Origin of the sequence: Mesorhizobium sp. KACC 23794 (assembly GCF_052180275.1) — a bacterium.
Lineage (GTDB): Bacteria > Pseudomonadota > Alphaproteobacteria > Rhizobiales > Rhizobiaceae > Kumtagia.
In genome coordinates, this window is sequence record NZ_CP197465.1 from 5,143,529 (window position 1) to 5,158,419 (window position 14,891).

General features: G+C 65.2%; 15 protein-coding genes. 13 read left to right on the top strand and 2 right to left on the bottom strand.

Annotation, left to right across the window (positions count from 1 at the left end):
* Positions 1–100 precede the first annotated feature (100 nt).
* Positions 101–1,051 carry a LysR family transcriptional regulator gene (locus ACSBOB_RS25285; RefSeq protein ID WP_442578809.1) on the bottom strand — a complete coding sequence of 317 codons (951 nt, stop codon included), beginning with the start codon at positions 1,049–1,051 and terminating at the stop codon, positions 101–103.
* Between the two features lie 120 nt (positions 1,052–1,171).
* On the opposite strand from ACSBOB_RS25285, the gene ACSBOB_RS25290 reads away from it, so the two are divergent.
* From ACSBOB_RS25290 to gph, 9 genes are all read left to right on the top strand, one after another.
* Positions 1,172–2,221, top strand: coding sequence for a class 1 fructose-bisphosphatase (locus ACSBOB_RS25290; protein ID WP_442578810.1), 1,050 nt, complete (start codon positions 1,172–1,174; stop codon positions 2,219–2,221).
* Positions 2,222–2,232: 11 nt separating this feature from the next.
* Positions 2,233–3,105, top strand: coding sequence for a phosphoribulokinase (locus ACSBOB_RS25295; protein WP_442578811.1), 873 nt, complete (start codon positions 2,233–2,235; stop codon positions 3,103–3,105).
* Between the two features lie 180 nt (positions 3,106–3,285).
* Positions 3,286–5,289, top strand: a complete 2,004-nt coding sequence (gene tkt, locus ACSBOB_RS25300) for a transketolase (protein WP_442578812.1) — start codon at positions 3,286–3,288, stop codon at positions 5,287–5,289.
* 152 nt (positions 5,290–5,441) lie between these two features.
* A complete protein-coding gene (gene fba / locus ACSBOB_RS25305; RefSeq protein ID WP_442578813.1) occupies positions 5,442–6,521 on the top strand; it encodes a class II fructose-bisphosphate aldolase in 1,080 nt (359 codons plus the stop codon).
* A 37-nt stretch (positions 6,522–6,558) separates the two neighbouring features.
* Positions 6,559–8,016, top strand: a complete 1,458-nt coding sequence (locus tag ACSBOB_RS25310; RefSeq protein WP_442578814.1) for a form I ribulose bisphosphate carboxylase large subunit — start codon at positions 6,559–6,561, stop codon at positions 8,014–8,016.
* Between the two features lie 153 nt (positions 8,017–8,169).
* Positions 8,170–8,592, top strand: coding sequence for a ribulose bisphosphate carboxylase small subunit (locus ACSBOB_RS25315; protein WP_442578815.1), 423 nt, complete (start codon positions 8,170–8,172; stop codon positions 8,590–8,592).
* Between the two features lie 237 nt (positions 8,593–8,829).
* A complete protein-coding gene (gene cbbX, locus ACSBOB_RS25320; protein ID WP_442578816.1) occupies positions 8,830–9,759 on the top strand; it encodes a CbbX protein in 930 nt (309 codons plus the stop codon).
* Complete coding sequence (gene rpe, locus ACSBOB_RS25325) at positions 9,756–10,439, top strand: ribulose-phosphate 3-epimerase (RefSeq protein WP_442578817.1); 684 nt, start codon at positions 9,756–9,758, stop codon at positions 10,437–10,439. The genes cbbX and rpe overlap by 4 nt, the downstream gene beginning before the upstream one ends.
* A gap of 226 nt (positions 10,440–10,665) precedes the next feature.
* Positions 10,666–11,367, top strand: coding sequence for a phosphoglycolate phosphatase (gph, locus tag ACSBOB_RS25330; protein ID WP_442578818.1), 702 nt, complete (start codon positions 10,666–10,668; stop codon positions 11,365–11,367).
* Positions 11,368–11,398: 31 nt separating this feature from the next.
* Here the strand turns inward: gph and ACSBOB_RS25335 are convergent, their stop codons facing one another.
* Entirely contained in the window at positions 11,399–11,776 is a 378-nt protein-coding gene (locus tag ACSBOB_RS25335; protein WP_442578819.1) for a c-type cytochrome, read from the bottom strand.
* A 268-nt stretch (positions 11,777–12,044) separates the two neighbouring features.
* Here ACSBOB_RS25335 and ACSBOB_RS25340 point away from each other — a divergent pair, with 268 nt between their 5' ends.
* The 4 genes from ACSBOB_RS25340 to ACSBOB_RS25355 all read left to right on the top strand — a co-directional run bounded on the left by ACSBOB_RS25340 (position 12,045) and on the right by ACSBOB_RS25355 (position 14,886).
* Positions 12,045–12,254 carry a hypothetical protein gene (locus tag ACSBOB_RS25340; RefSeq protein ID WP_442578820.1) on the top strand — a complete coding sequence of 70 codons (210 nt, stop codon included), beginning with the start codon at positions 12,045–12,047 and terminating at the stop codon, positions 12,252–12,254.
* Positions 12,255–12,291: 37 nt separating this feature from the next.
* Entirely contained in the window at positions 12,292–13,284 is a 993-nt protein-coding gene (locus ACSBOB_RS25345) for an ABC transporter substrate-binding protein (protein ID WP_442578821.1), read from the top strand.
* 74 nt (positions 13,285–13,358) lie between these two features.
* Positions 13,359–14,105, top strand: coding sequence for an ABC transporter permease (locus tag ACSBOB_RS25350; RefSeq protein WP_442583826.1), 747 nt, complete (start codon positions 13,359–13,361; stop codon positions 14,103–14,105).
* A 4-nt stretch (positions 14,106–14,109) separates the two neighbouring features.
* Entirely contained in the window at positions 14,110–14,886 is a 777-nt protein-coding gene (locus tag ACSBOB_RS25355; protein WP_442578822.1) for an ABC transporter ATP-binding protein, read from the top strand.
* Positions 14,887–14,891: the final 5 nt, after the last annotated feature.

Below are 14,891 nucleotides of genomic sequence, written 5' to 3' on the forward strand. Positions count from 1 at the left end.
GTCAACGGATCGCAGCTACAGCGCTTCTTTTGGACGAGTCTCAAGCCCAATGCCGAGAGCGGACATACCTACTGCCCTACTGCCCTACTGCCCTACTGCCCTACTGCCCTACTGCCCTACCCGTCTCCGGATACAGCTTCCCCAGCAGCGGCAGGTACATCGCGCCCTTGCGCATGAGAAAATCGTGAAAAGTCTGCATGGCCGGCGAGACCGCGCGGTCGGCGCGCATCACGCCGAACCATTGCCGGCGGATCGGCATGCCGGCCACGTCGAGCACCACTAGCCGCCCCCATTCCACCTCCGCCGCGATGGTGTGGGCGGAGATGAAGGCGATACCCAGCCCCGCCATGACCGCCTGCTTGATGGTCTCGTTCGAACCCATCTCGACGCCGAGATCGTCGATGCGGCCGGGAATCTCGCTGAAAAAAATCTCCAGCGAGATGCGTGTACCCGACCCCGGCTCGCGGATCAAAAAATCCTCTTCGGCGATGCGCTCCTTGGAGATGTCGCGCACCGTCGCCAGCGGATGGTCGGGCGGCGCGACGATGACCAGCGGGTGATCGCCGAAGGCCGAGGCGCGCACCGGCACGTCCTTGGTCGGGCGGCCCATCAGCACGACATCGACATCGTGGTTCTTCAGATTGGCGATGGTCTCGGCCCGGTTGCCGATCAGCAGCCGCATGTCGATGTCGGGATATTCCTTCATGAAGGCCGCCATCAGCCGCGGCGCGAAATACTTTGCCGTCGACACCACGCCCAGCCGCAGGCTGCCGGCGCGCAGGCCTTTTATGGCGTCGACCTGGTCCTCGAGCATGCGCAGCCGCTCGTCGATCACCCGCGCGGTCTCGACGAAGGCCAGTCCTGCGGCAGTGGGACGCATGCCATCCGTGGTGCGGTCGAACAGCGCCAGCCCGATTTCCTCCTCCAGTTGCCGCAACTGGATCGTCACGGCCGGGGGCGACAGGCCCAAGGCATTGGCGGCATTGACGATTTTTCCGCCGGAAACGATCGCCTGTACGGCGCGCAGATGCTTGAGGGTCAGGTTGCGCATGCGCAAGGCTAAGCAATTTTTAGTCTCAAAGTAAAGTTATTAAAGTTTACTTATCCCATACCGCCTGTTGTCATCCGCATGCCGGCCAAGAGGAGGTCGGCGGTCCGGGAGGACAATCAGATGACTGCGGCAACGCTCGACGCGTTTCTCAATTCCTATGCGGGAACCGAAAGCCCGATCCGTGCGGCTGTAGCCGAGACGGTGCGGCAACTGGTGCAGGCCGCGACCACGGTGCGCGGCACGATCAATCAGGGCGTGCTCGGCCATGCCTTTGCCGGCACCCGCGGCAGCGCCAATGCCGGTGGCGACGAGCAGAAGGATCTCGACGTCTTCGCCGACGACATTTTTCTCACCGCCATACGCCACGCGCCCGTGGCTCTCTATGCCTCGGAGGAACTGGACCAACCGGTGCTGCTCGACGCGGCCGCCCCACTTGCCATCGCCATCGACCCGCTCGACGGCTCCTCCAACATCGATGTCAACGTCTCGATCGGAACGATTTTTTCGCTCCTCCCTGCGACTGGCGCGCCGGACCAAAATCCGGCCGCCTCCTTTTTCCAGGCGGGATCGAACCAGCTCGCGGCCGGCTTCTTCATCTACGGCCCGCAATTCGCGCTGGTGCTGACGCTGGGCAGCGGCACGCATATCTTCGTGCCGTCGCCTCGGCTCGGCACTTTCGTGCAGGCCTATGAGAGCCGCGCCATCCCGGAGCGCACGCAGGAATTCGCCATCAACGCCGCCAACTACCGGCACTGGGACGAGGCCGTTCGGCTTTATGTCGACGACTGCCTCGAGGGCAGCGAAGGCCCGCGCGAAAAAGACTTCAACATGCGCTGGATCGCCTCGCTGGTGGCCGACTGCTACCGCATCCTGATGCGCGGCGGCGTCTATCTCTACCCCGGTGACCGCCGCAAGGGTTATGGCCATGGCCGGCTGCGGCTGGTCTACGAGGCGAACCCCATCGCCCTGCTGGTCGAGCAGGCCGGCGGCGTAGCCACCGACACACTCGGCCGCATCCTCGAAATCGTGCCGCACAGCCTGCACCAGCGCACGCCGCTGGTGTTCGGCTCGGAGCGCGAGGTGCAGCGCATCGGCCGCTACCACACCGACCCGTCGAGCATCGGCGAACGCGCGCCGCTGTTCGGCAATCGCGGCCTGTTCCGCGCCTGAGGACCGGACCCATGTCTGCAAAGCACCCCATCATCTCGATCACCGGTTCGTCCGGCGCGGGCACCACGTCGGTGAAGCGCATCTTCGAGCAGATCTTCCGCCGCGAGAAGATCGAGGCGGCCTTCATCGAGGGCGACGCCTTCCACCGCTACGACCGTGCCGGCATGAAGGAGAAGGTCGCGGAAGAGGAGAAGGCGGGCAATCCGAACTTCACCCATTTCAACGCCGAGGCCAACGAACTCGCCATATTGGAAAGCGTTTTCGAGGAATATGGCCGGCGCGGTTCGGGCAAGACGCGCTCCTATGTCCATGACGAGGATGAGGCAAAAATTTTCGGCGCGCCGCCCGGCACCTTCACCGACTGGCGCGCGTTCGAGCCCAGCGATCTGCTGTTCTACGAAGGTCTCCACGGCTGCGCCGTCACCGGCGAGATCGACCTGGCCAAGCACGCCGACCTGAAGATCGGCGTGGTGCCGGTCATCAATCTCGAATGGATCCAGAAGATCCATCGCGACCGCTCAACCCGCGGCTATTCGACGGAAGCGGTGGTGGACGTGATCCTGCGGCGCATGCCCGACTATGTCCGTTACATCGTCCCGCAATTCGCGCTCACCAACATCAATTTCCAGCGCGTGCCGATCGTCGACACGTCGAACCCGTTCATCGCGCGCTGGATCCCGACACCGGACGAGTCGATGCTGGTCATCCGCTTCGCCAATCCGCGCGGCATCGATTTTCCCTACCTGCTGTCGATGATCCACGACTCGTTCATGTCGCGGCCGAACTCCATCGTCGTGCCCGGCAACAAGCTCGATCTCGCCATGCAGCTCATCCTGACGCCGCTGATCCTGCAACTCATCGAGCGCAAGCGGCGGGTTTCATGAGGAGGATATGATGAATTTGCAACGGCTTACGCCCCCTCCACCACCTTCGGCGGTCCCCCTCCCCCGTAAACGGGGGAGGATCAACGGCGACGCGGGTTCCTCCCCTGCGAAGCGGGGGAGGGGGACCATGCGAAGCATGGTGGAGGGGGCACATCTTGACAGCCTCACGAGGAGGAACTCATGAGCCCGGCAGCCATAAGAACCGTCGCCGCGCCCGCCGTCTCCGAGCGCGACATGGCCAATGCCATCCGCGCACTCGCCATGGACGCGGTGCAAAAGGCCAATTCCGGGCATCCCGGCATGCCGATGGGCATGGCCGACGTCGCGACGGTGCTGTTCAACCGCTTCATCAGCATCGATCCATCCCGGCCGGACTGGCCGGATCGCGACCGCTTCGTGCTGTCGGCCGGCCATGGCTCGATGCTGCAATACGCGCTGCATCACCTCGTCGGCTACGAGGACATGCCGATCGAGCAGTTGAAGAGTTTCCGTCAGCTCGGCAGCCGCACCGCCGGCCATCCGGAATTCGGCCATGCGCTGGGCATCGAGACCACCACCGGCCCGCTCGGCCAGGGCATCTCCACCGCCGTCGGCATGGCGCTGGCGGAGCGCATGCTGGCCGCCCGCCACGGCGCCGATCTTGTCGACCATTTTACCTATGTCATCGCCGGCGATGGCTGCCTGCAGGAAGGCATCTCGCACGAGGCGATCGACCTTGCCGGCCATCTCGGCCTCAACAGGCTGATCGTGTTCTGGGACCACAATTCGATTTCCATCGACGGCCCGACCTCCCTCTCCACGTCGATGGACCAGCCGGCCCGCTTCCGGGCGGCCGGCTGGGCGGTTTTTTCGGTCGACGGCCACGACGCGGAAGCGGTGGCCGAGGCGATCGAACAGGCGCGGGGTTCGGAAAAGCCGTCGCTGATCGCCTGCAAGACGGTAATTGGCAAAGGCGCGCCGAACCTCGGCGGCTCAGAGAAGACGCATGGCGCGCCGCTGGGCGATGCGGAAATCGCCGCCACCCGCGAAAACATCGACTGGCCCCATGCGCCGTTCGAGGTGCCGGACGAGATCGTCTCCGCCTGGCGCGAGGTCGCCACGCGCGGCCGGGCCGCGCGGCGCGCCTGGGAGCATCGGCTGGCGACCTCGCCGCAGGCAAAAGCCTTCGAGGCCGCCATCGCCGCAAAGCTGCCCGACAGCCTGGTCGAAGCGTTGACCGCCTTCCGCAAGGAGCATGTCGAGAAGGCGACAAAAGTCGCCACGCGAAAGGCGTCCGAAATGGCGCTGGGCGTCATCAATGCGGCAACGGAACTGACCGTCGGCGGCTCGGCCGACCTCACCCATTCGAACCTGACGCTGACCAAAGGCATGGGCCGCATCGCGCCCGACGACTTTGCCGGCCGCTACATCCACTACGGCATCCGCGAGCACGGCATGGCGGCGGCGATGAACGGCATCGCGCTGCATGGCGGCTTCATCCCCTATGGCGGCACATTCCTGTGCTTCACCGACTATGCGCGCGGCGCGATGCGGCTTTCGGCGCTGATGGGCCAGCGCGTCATCTACGTCATGACGCATGATTCCATCGGCCTCGGCGAGGACGGCCCGACCCACCAGCCGGTCGAGCATCTGGCGATGCTGCGGGCGACGCCGAACATCGACGTCTTCCGCCCCTGCGACATCGTCGAGACGGCGGAATGCTGGGAACTGGCGCTGCTATCCGAAAACCGGCCGAGCGTGCTGGTGCTGTCGCGCCAGAACCTGCCGATGCTGCGATTGGCGCACACGGCGGAGAAACGCTCGGCGCATGGCGCCTATCTCCTGCGCGAACCAGCCGCCCGGCGCGACCTGACGCTGATCTCCACCGGCTCGGAGGTCGAGATCGCGGTCACGGCGGCCGAAATCCTCCTCGCCGATCACGGCCTCGCGGCGGCGGTGGTGTCCATGCCGTGCTGGGAACTGTTCGAGGAGCAGGACGCCGACTACCGCCGCTCCGTGCTGGGCGATGTACCGCGCGTCGCGGTGGAAGCGGCCGCGCGCATGGGCTGGGATCGCTGGATCGGCGAGACCGGCGCCTTCGTCGGCATGACCGGTTTCGGCGCCAGCGCGCCGGCGCCCGACCTCTACAAACATTTCGGCATCACGCCGGAGGCGGTCGCGGCGACCGCGCTGAAACTCATCTGAGGAGACTGGCCATGTATGGCGGTGAAACCGGAATTGGACGCCCCTCCCGGAATCAGCCCGAGCCTGCCGCCAGGCCGGACGGCCAGAGCAAGGATGCCGGCAAGCCGGGCGACCACGCGACACAGAACACGAACGGAAGGGACTGAACCGCCATGGCAAAAATCACGCTGCGCCAGTTGCTCGACCACGCCGCCGAACATGGCTACGGCGTGCCGGCCTTCAACATCAACAACATGGAACAGGGTCTTGCCATCATGGAGGCGGCGAAAGCCTGCGACGCGCCGGTGATCATCCAGGCGTCGCGCGGCGCCCGCTCCTACGCCAACGACATCATGCTGTCGAAGATGATGGACGCGCTGGTCGATATCTATCCGTCGATCCCGCTCTGCATCCACCAGGACCACGGCAACAACGAAGCCACCTGCATGTCGGCCATCCGCCACGGTTTCACATCGGTGATGATGGACGGCTCGCTCGAGGCCGACGCCAAGACGCCGGCAAGCTACGACTACAATGTCGCCGTCACCGAGCGCGTGGCGCGCATGGCGCATTGGGTCGGCGCGTCCGTCGAGGGCGAGCTCGGCGTGCTCGGCTCGCTGGAGAGCGGCCATGGCGAGGCCGAGGACGGCCACGGCGCAGAAGGTGCGCTACGCCAAGACCAGTTGCTCACCGATCCCGACCAGGCCGTTGATTTCGTGCTGCGAACCAGGGTCGACGCGCTGGCGATCGCCTGCGGCACCTCGCACGGCGCCTACAAGTTCACGCGCAAGCCGGATGGCGACATCCTGGCCATGCGCGTCATCGAGGAGATCCACGAAAAGCTGCCGAACACACATCTGGTCATGCACGGCTCGTCCTCGGTGCCGCAGGAATTGCAGGACGTCATCAACCGCTATGGCGGCGAGATGCCCCAGACCTATGGCGTGCCGGTGGACGAGATCGTGCGCGGCATCCGCCACGGCGTGCGCAAGGTCAACATCGACACCGATTGCCGCATGGCCATGACAGGCCAGTTCCGCAAGATCGCGTCGGAGACTCCAAAAGAGTTCGACCCGCGCAAATTCCTGAAACCGGCGATGGACGCCATGCGCGACCTCTGCCGCGACCGGTTCGAGCGCTTCGGCACGGCCGGCAACGCCTCGAAGATCAAGGTGATCTCGCTCGACGAAATGGCGAAACGCTACGCCGCCGGAAAGCTCGACCCGCTGATCGCCACCGCCAAAGCCGCCTGACAAGCGGTCCAACAATAAAAGGAAAGGACCCAGAGCAATGGCCAAGTCAATGACCGTGACAGGCGCCGCCCGCTACAGATCCGGCGTCATGGAATACAAGAAGATGGGCTATTGGGAGCCCGATTACGAGCCGAAGGACACCGACGTCATCGCGCTGTTCCGCATCACCCCGCAGGACGGCGTTGACGAGATCGAGGCGGCGGCCGCCGTCGCCGGCGAAAGCTCCACCGCCACCTGGACCGTTGTGTGGACCGACCGGCTGACCGCCACCGAAAAATACCGCGCAAAAGCCTACCGGGTCGACGCGGTGCCCAACGCGCCTGGCCAGTTCTTCGCCTACATCGCCTACGACCTCGACCTGTTCGAGCCGGGCTCGATCGCCAACCTGACGGCGTCGATCATCGGCAACGTTTTTGGCTTCAAGCCGCTGAAGGCGCTGAGGCTCGAGGACATGCGTCTGCCCGTCGCCTATGTGAAGACGTTCCAGGGGCCGGCCACCGGCATCGTGGTCGAGCGCGAACGACTCGACAAGTTCGGCCGCCCGCTGCTCGGCGCCACGGTGAAACCAAAACTCGGCCTGTCCGGCCGCAACTACGGCCGCGTGGTCTACGAGGCGCTGAAAGGCGGGCTCGACTTCACCAAGGATGACGAGAACATCAACTCGCAGCCCTTCATGCATTGGCGCGAGCGGTTCCTCTACTGCATGGAGGCGGTGAACAAGGCGCAGGCCGAGACCGGCGAGATCAAGGGCACCTATCTCAACGTCACCGCCGCCACCATGGAGGACATGTACGAACGCGCTGAGTTCGGCAAGGAACTCGGCTCCAACATCGTCATGATCGACCTGGTCATCGGCTACACGGCGATCCAGTCGATGGCGAAATGGGCGCGCCGCAACGACATGATCCTGCACCTGCACCGCGCCGGCCACTCAACCTACACGCGCCAGAAGAGCCACGGCGTGTCGTTCCGCGTCATCGCCAAGTGGATGCGGCTGGCCGGTGTCGACCACATCCATGCCGGCACCGTGGTCGGCAAGCTGGAAGGCGATCCGGCGACGACCAAGGGCTACTACGACATCTGCCGCGAGGACTTTAACCCGATGCGGCTGGAGAACGGCGTGTTCTTCGACCAGCACTGGGCCTCGATGAACAAGCTGATGCCGGTGGCCTCGGGAGGCATCCATGCCGGCCAGATGCACCAGTTGATCGACCTGCTCGGCGAGGACACCGTGCTGCAGTTCGGCGGCGGCACCATCGGCCATCCCATGGGCATCCAGGCCGGCGCCACCGCCAACCGCGTCGCGCTGGAGGCGATGATCTTCGCGCGTAACTCCGGCCGCGACTATCTGCGCGAAGGGCCAGAGATTCTTGCCGAAGCCGCCCGCCACTGCCTGCCGCTGAAGCAGGCGCTGGATATCTGGAAGGACGTGACCTTCAACTATGCCTCCACCGACTCGCCGGATTACGTGCCGGTGGCGACCGCGGCGGAATAGCGGGACGCTTACCCTCCCCCTTGTGGGGAGGGTCGGACGGCGGAGCCGGCCGGGGTGGGGGTATGTCCTTCACCCGAGCAGATTGACCCCCACCCCGACCGCTACGCGGTCGACCCTCCCCACAAGGGGGAGGGTAAACCAGGAGCAACCACCATGCGCATCACCCAGGGAGCCTTTTCGTTCCTGCCAGACCTTACCGACGACCAGATCCGCTCGCAGGTTCAGTACTGCATCGACAACAACTGGTCCGTCAGCCTCGAATTCACCGACGACCCGCACCCGCGCAATACCTATTGGGACATGTGGGGCCATCCGATGTTCGACAATCCGGACGCGGCGGCGCTCATCATGGAACTGCGGGAATGCCGGAAAGTCTACGGCGACCGCTACATCCGCGTCGTCGCCTTCGATTCCAGCCATGGCTGGGAGTCGGTGAAGCTTTCCTTCATCGTCAACCGCCCCGCGGAAGAACCGGGCTTCCGCCTGGCGCGGCAGGAAGGCGCGGGACGCGTCGTGCGCTACACGACAACGCCCTACGCGGCGGACAAGCCGGCTGGGAACAGGTACGCAAGCTAGCGCCCACCCTCCCCCTTGTGGGGGTGAGGCGTGTCCGGCCATAGGCCGGCGAAAGGCCCCCAAATGGGCCTTTCGAAAGACGAAAGCCCGGAGCGATAGCGAAGGGCTTTATCGATCCGCGTAGCGGTCGGGGTGGGGGCATCGCGTTCTATCGACACCCCCATCCCGTCTCAGAGTTTTCGCTTCGCTCAATCTCTTCGCCGACCCTCCCCACAAGGGGAGGGTGAAGGAGTTGCCATGTCCGCCCTTGCCGAAGCCGTCCCCACCGCCGTCGACCTGCGCGAGGAATTCGAATCCTCGGGCGTCAAGGACGTTCTGGCCGAGCTCGACCGCGAGCTTATCGGGCTGGCGCCAGTGAAGAAGCGTATCCGCGAGACCGCAGCCCTGCTCCTGGTCGAGCGCGCGCGAAAACGCATGGGCCTCGCCCACGACACGCCGACGCTGCATATGAGTTTCACCGGCAACCCCGGCACCGGCAAGACCACCGTGGCGCTGCGCATGGCCAATCTGCTGCATAGGCTCGGCTACATCCGCAAGGGCCATCTCGTCTCGGTGACGCGCGACGATCTCGTCGGCCAATACATCGGCCATACCGCACCGAAGACCAAGGAGATTCTGAAGAAGGCGATGGGCGGCGTGCTGTTCATCGACGAGGCCTATTACCTCTACCGGCCCGAGAACGAGCGCGACTACGGCCAGGAGGCGATCGAGATCCTCTTGCAGATCATGGAGAACCAGCGCGACGACCTCGTCGTCATTCTCGCCGGCTACGCGCAGCGCATGGACCGCTTCTTCGAGAGCAATCCGGGCTTTCGCTCCCGTATTGCGCATCACATCGATTTTCCCGACTATTCGGACGACGAGCTGTTCCGTATTGCGGAAACCATGCTGGGCCACCAGAACTACCACCTCGACAAGCCGGCCGCCGAAGCGATGACCGCCTATATCGAAAAACGCCGCACACAGCCGCATTTCGCCAACGCGCGCTCGATCCGCAACGCGCTCGACCGGGCGCGGCTGAGGCAGGCGAACCGCCTGTTCGAAACCTCGACGGGGCCGCTTGATGCCGAGGCGCTGTCGACGATCTCGGCGGAAGATATTAAGGCAAGCCGGGTGTTCTCCATGCCCGGCAACAAGGCGTCCGGCCTTGGGAAAGGTGACCAATGACCAAGACGATTATCGCCCCTTCCATCCTTTCGGCCGATTTCTCGCGCCTCGGCGACGAGGTGGAGACGGTGGTGAGGGCCGGCGCCGATTGGGTGCATCTCGACGTCATGGACGGCCATTTCGTGCCCAACATCACTTTTGGGCCGCCGGTGATTAAGGCGATCCGCAGCCGCACCGACAAAATCTTCGACTGCCACCTGATGATCGCGCCCGCCGATCCCTACATCGCCGCTTTCGCCGATGCCGGCACCGACATCATCACCGTTCATGCCGAAGCCGGCCCGCATCTCCACCGCTCGCTGCAGACGGTGAAAAGCTTGGGCAAGAAGGCGGGCGTCTCGCTCAATCCGGCGACGCCGGTGGCGGCGATCGAGAACGTGCTCGACCAGTTGGACCTGATCCTGGTGATGACCGTCAATCCCGGCTTCGGCGGCCAGGCGTTCATCCCGGAAATGCTGGAGAAAATCGCCAAGGTGAAGGCGCTGATCGGTCGCCGGCCGATCCACATCGAGGTCGACGGCGGCATCGCACCCGACACCGCGCCACTGGTGGTGAAAGCCGGCGCAAACGTGCTGGTCGCCGGCTCGGCGGTGTTCAAGGGCGGCACCGAGGCCGCCTACCGCGCCAACATCGAGGCCATTCGCGGCGCGGCGGACGGGGTTTTGAGCAAGGCGGCGTGAATCTGAGTTGATATCATAGGAAGAGCACCCCCACTCCGGCCCTTCGGGCCACCTCTCCCCCTTGCAGGGGTAGAGGAAACCGGAAATGCGGCAGTCTCCTTCCTCTACCCCTGCAAGGGGGAGAGGTGGCCCGAAGGGTCGGAGTGGGGTACTTGCCGCGCGAGAAAACATAGTTTCGTGGCCGTCTCGATGCCAATCAGTGAACGACCGCATGGGAGAAAGACGCATGGACGCCAGTACGCCGAAACCGATACGGACGCCGAAGGCCATCCTGTTCGACCTCGACGGCACGCTGGTCGATTCGGCGCCCGACATAGCGGCCGCCGTCAACGAATTGCTCGCCGCCCATAGCCTGCCGCCCCAGCCGGTCGCCGAGGTGACGACAATGATCGGCGGCGGGGTGCGCAAGCTGGTGGAGCGCGCCTTCGCCGCATCCGGCGTATCGCTCGCGCCCGCCACGCTGGAGCAGGCGCATCGCGACATGCGGCCGATCTACCTGCGCCATCTCACCGGCCTCACGAAACTCCTGCCCGGCGCGCGCGAGGCGATCGCCCATTTCCACGCGAAGGGCGTCCCGATGGCGGTGGCCACCAACAAGCCGCAACTCGCGGCGCGCACCATCCTGCTGCATTTCGGCCTGCTGGAGCGTCTTGGCGCGCTGGTCGGCGGCGACGCCGTGACCAACCCCAAGCCGGCGCCGGACATGCTGCTTTTCGCGCTGGAACGACTCGGCGTCGAACCGCGCGACGCGCTGATGGTCGGCGACAGCATTTCAGACGTGAAATCCGCCCGCGCGGCCGGCATGCCGGTGGCGCTGATCCGTGGCGGTTACACGGAGACGCCGGTCGAGGAACTCGGAGCCGACCTCGTCTGCGACACGCTGCTGGATCTGCCGGCGGCGCTGCAGCGGGTTTTGACGGCGGCGTGAGGCGCGGCGGCGGCCGAAGACCGCCCCACCCTCACGGAAACTGCTTGAGATAGGCAATCACGTTGGCGATGTCGTCCGGGTTCTTGAGGCCCGGGAACGCCATCTTGGTGCCCTTCACCTTCTCGCGCGGGTTGGTCAGGTAGTCGGCCAGATGCGCCTCGTCCCAGACCAGGCCGGCCTGCCCCGCCGCGATCATGGCGGGCGAATATTTGAACCCCTCATGCGTGCCGGCGGTGCGGCCGATCAGCCCCTTCAGCGTCGGCCCGACCTTGTTCTGGTCGGTGTCGGCGACGTGGCAGGCCTTGCATTTGGCGAAAACCTTCTCGCCGGCCGCGGCGTCCTGCGCCGAGGATTGGGCGGTCGCCAGCGCCACAAGGGAACCGGCGATCAAAACTGCGGTGAAGCGCATGGCATTTCCTCGTTGATCCTTAAAGTGCCCTGAGTGACCTGCGCCGAAGCTAGACGGGGCCGGTCGGATGTCAACCGTACGAAGGTCCAGTATACGATCCGTGAAACAGGCCGCCCTTCGTCGTGTTGACGGCTTCGGGGCGAGCGCGTAGCTTTTCCCGGCTTCCTGTTCGGGCACCTCCAGGAAGCGAGCAACGGCGGCCGCGTCTCCGGATGAAGGAGATCCGGATTGTCGCGATGTTTCGTCGAATGCGGCGGGAGGGGCTTTTATGGATCTTGTCGATCTCATCCTGACGGTCTGCCTGGTGACCAATCCGGCGAACTGCCACGACGAGCATCTTTATTTCGAGCGGCGCGGCGGGCTCATGCAATGCACGATGCTGGCGCCGCCCGAGATCGCCAAATGGTCGGAACAACATCCCAAACACAAGGTGATGCGCTGGAAATGCGCCTTCCCGGAACAAGGCAAGGCCATCTGATGCGCGGCTCCTCAAGCGCCATCCCGGAAGGCGCACGATGACGCTGACCCGCCGCCATGCATTGCAGCTTGCCGCCCTTGGCGCGGCCACGCTCGCCGGTATGCCCACGCGACAAGCCGCCGCCGCTCCAAAAATCCGCGTCGGCGTGCTGAAATTCGGCACGGTCAGCTGGGAACTCGACACGCTGAAGCACCACTCGCTCGACGCGGCAAACGGTATCGATGTGGAGGCCGTCTCCTTCGCTGGCGAGGACGCCACCAATGTCGCGATGCTGGCCGGCGACATCGACATGATCGTGTCGGACTGGCTGTGGGTGTCGCGGCTGCGCTCGGAAGGCAACGACCTGACGCTGGCGCCCTACTCCACGGCGGTCGGCGCCATCATGGTCAGGCAGGATTCGCCGATCCAGGCGATCCCCGATCTCGCGGGCAAAAAACTTGGCGTCGCCGGTGGGCCGCTCGACAAGAGTTGGCTGCTGATCCAGGCGCTGGCCAAGCGTGACCATGGCATCGACCTAGCGTCCGCCGGCGAGGTCGCCTATGGCGCGCCGCCGCTGCTGGCGGAAAAGGCGATGCAGGGCGAACTCGATGCGGTGCTGAATTTCTGGCATTTCTGCGCGCGGCTCGAAGCCAACGGCTTTCGCCGGCTGGTCGGCGCCAACGACGCGGCGCTGTCGCTCGGCGCCTCCGGGCCGGTCTCGGCGCTTGGCTATGTCTTCCACGAGAAATGGGCGGCGGAAAACCTCGAAGCGGTGCGCGGCTTCGTCAAAGCCTCGGCCGGCGCCAAGGCGCTGCTGGCGAAATCCGACGCCGAATGGCTGCGGCTGGCGCCCCTCGTTCGGGCCGAGGGCAAGGAGCTGGAAAAACTGCGCGACCGCTACCGCGAAGGCATTCCGACCCGGCCGATCGCCGAGGAAGCGGCTGACGCCGCGAAACTCTATTATGTGCTGGCCGAGGTCGGCGGCGAAAAACTGGTCGGCAAGGCCACCGAGATGGCGCCCGGCACCTATTGGACGGACCTCTTGAAATGACGGCCGATCAGGCCGGTACACCCGGCGGCACCGCCGGGAAACCAGCCGTCCGCGCTGGCGGCGCGGCGACGCTGATGCCGGCGCTGACGGTGACCGCCTCGCTGCTCGGGCTCGGCCTTCTGTGGGCGCTCGCCGCGACGATCTGGCCGAGCCGCGCCTTCCCGCCGCCTTCCGCCGTCTGGCAGGTGTTCGTCCACGACACGGCGAGCGGCGAGCTTCCCTTCCATCTCGGCATGACGCTGCTGCGTGTCGCCGCCGCCTTCGTCCTCGCCATGGTCGTCGGCACCGTCATCGGCGTCCTGCTCGGCAGCTACCGCCGCGCCGACCGGTTCTTCAATCCGTGGGTGATCCTGTTCCTCAACGTGCCGGCGCTGGTCGTCATCGTGCTCGCCTATATCTGGTTCGGGCTGAACGAGGTGGCGGCGATCGGCGCGGTGGCGGTCAACAAGATCCCCAACGTCGTCGTCACCTTGCGCGAGGGCACGCGGACGCTCGACCCACGCTATGGCGAAATGGCCGCGGTCTACCGCTTCGGCCCGCTGGAGCGCATTCGCCACATCCTGCTGCCCCAGTTGCAGCCCTACATCGCCGCCGCCTCGCGCTCCGGCATCGCGCTGATCTGGAAGATCGTGCTGGTGGTCGAACTGCTTGGCCGCTCCAACGGCGTCGGTTTCCAGATCTACCTCTATTTCCAGCTCTTCGACGTCGCCGCAATCCTCGCCTACACGCTGGCCTTCGTGGCGGTCATGCTCTTGATCGAACTGTTGCTGGTGCAGCCCTTCGAACGCCATGCCACGCGCTGGCGCAGGCGGCCGGCATAGCAAGATGCTGAATTTCAGCCACGCAGGCGAAGACGAAACGGAGGGCGATCCCAAAGCCGTCGCCAAAAACTCGCTCGCCGTCGACATAACCGACAAGACCTTCGTGTCCGCCGACGGCGTATCGCTGCCGGCCCTGAAAGACCTGTCCTTCGAGGTGCGCGCCGGCGAATTCGCTTGCCTGCTCGGCCCGTCCGGCTGCGGCAAGACCACGACCTTGCGCATCCTGCTCGGCCTCGACCGGGATTTTTCCGGCTCTTTCCGCCTGCCGGAAGGCGGCCGCATTGCCGCAGTCTTCCAGGAACCGACGCTGCTGCCATGGCGTAGCGTCGAGGACAATGTGCGCCTCGCCCTTCCGAAGGCGCTGCGCGGCAAGGATCTCGGGCCGCTGTTCGACAGCCTCGGCCTTTCCGCCATGCGAAAGCTGTTCCCCTCCGAACTGTCGCTCGGGTTGGCGCGCAGGGCCGCGCTGGCGCGCGCCTTCGCCACCGAGCCAGACATTCTCTTCCTCGACGAACCGTTCGTGTCGCTGGACGAACCGACCGCCCAGCGGCTGCGGCACTTGCTGCTGTCCGTCTGGTCGGAACGCCCGACTACGGCGCTGATGGTGACGCACAATCTGCGCGAGGCGCTGATGCTTTGCGACCGCATCATCGTGCTGTCGGAGCGCCCGGCGCATGTCGTCGGCTATTTCGACGTGCGCCTGCCCCGCCAGAGCCGCAACCCGACGGTGATGGCCGACCTGGTGCGGTCGTTCTACGAAAAGTTTCCGGGACGGGCGTGATGCCG

Excerpts from the sequence above, each read along its gene's own strand:
- ACSBOB_RS25285 (WP_442578809.1), bottom strand. The coding sequence starts at position 1,051 with ATGCGCAACCTGACCCTCAAGCATCTGCGCGCCGTACAGGCGATCGTT.
- ACSBOB_RS25290 (WP_442578810.1), top strand. The coding sequence starts at position 1,172 with ATGACTGCGGCAACGCTCGACGCGTTTCTCAATTCCTATGCGGGAACC.
- ACSBOB_RS25295 (WP_442578811.1), top strand. The coding sequence starts at position 2,233 with ATGTCTGCAAAGCACCCCATCATCTCGATCACCGGTTCGTCCGGCGCG.
- tkt (WP_442578812.1), top strand. The coding sequence starts at position 3,286 with ATGAGCCCGGCAGCCATAAGAACCGTCGCCGCGCCCGCCGTCTCCGAG.
- fba (WP_442578813.1), top strand. The coding sequence starts at position 5,442 with ATGGCAAAAATCACGCTGCGCCAGTTGCTCGACCACGCCGCCGAACAT.
- ACSBOB_RS25310 (WP_442578814.1), top strand. The coding sequence starts at position 6,559 with ATGGCCAAGTCAATGACCGTGACAGGCGCCGCCCGCTACAGATCCGGC.
- ACSBOB_RS25315 (WP_442578815.1), top strand. The coding sequence starts at position 8,170 with ATGCGCATCACCCAGGGAGCCTTTTCGTTCCTGCCAGACCTTACCGAC.
- cbbX (WP_442578816.1), top strand. The coding sequence starts at position 8,830 with ATGTCCGCCCTTGCCGAAGCCGTCCCCACCGCCGTCGACCTGCGCGAG.
- rpe (WP_442578817.1), top strand. The coding sequence starts at position 9,756 with ATGACCAAGACGATTATCGCCCCTTCCATCCTTTCGGCCGATTTCTCG.
- gph (WP_442578818.1), top strand. The coding sequence starts at position 10,666 with ATGGACGCCAGTACGCCGAAACCGATACGGACGCCGAAGGCCATCCTG.
- ACSBOB_RS25335 (WP_442578819.1), bottom strand. The coding sequence starts at position 11,776 with ATGCGCTTCACCGCAGTTTTGATCGCCGGTTCCCTTGTGGCGCTGGCG.
- ACSBOB_RS25340 (WP_442578820.1), top strand. The coding sequence starts at position 12,045 with ATGGATCTTGTCGATCTCATCCTGACGGTCTGCCTGGTGACCAATCCG.
- ACSBOB_RS25345 (WP_442578821.1), top strand. The coding sequence starts at position 12,292 with ATGACGCTGACCCGCCGCCATGCATTGCAGCTTGCCGCCCTTGGCGCG.
- ACSBOB_RS25350 (WP_442583826.1), top strand. The coding sequence starts at position 13,359 with ATGCCGGCGCTGACGGTGACCGCCTCGCTGCTCGGGCTCGGCCTTCTG.
- ACSBOB_RS25355 (WP_442578822.1), top strand. The coding sequence starts at position 14,110 with ATGCTGAATTTCAGCCACGCAGGCGAAGACGAAACGGAGGGCGATCCC.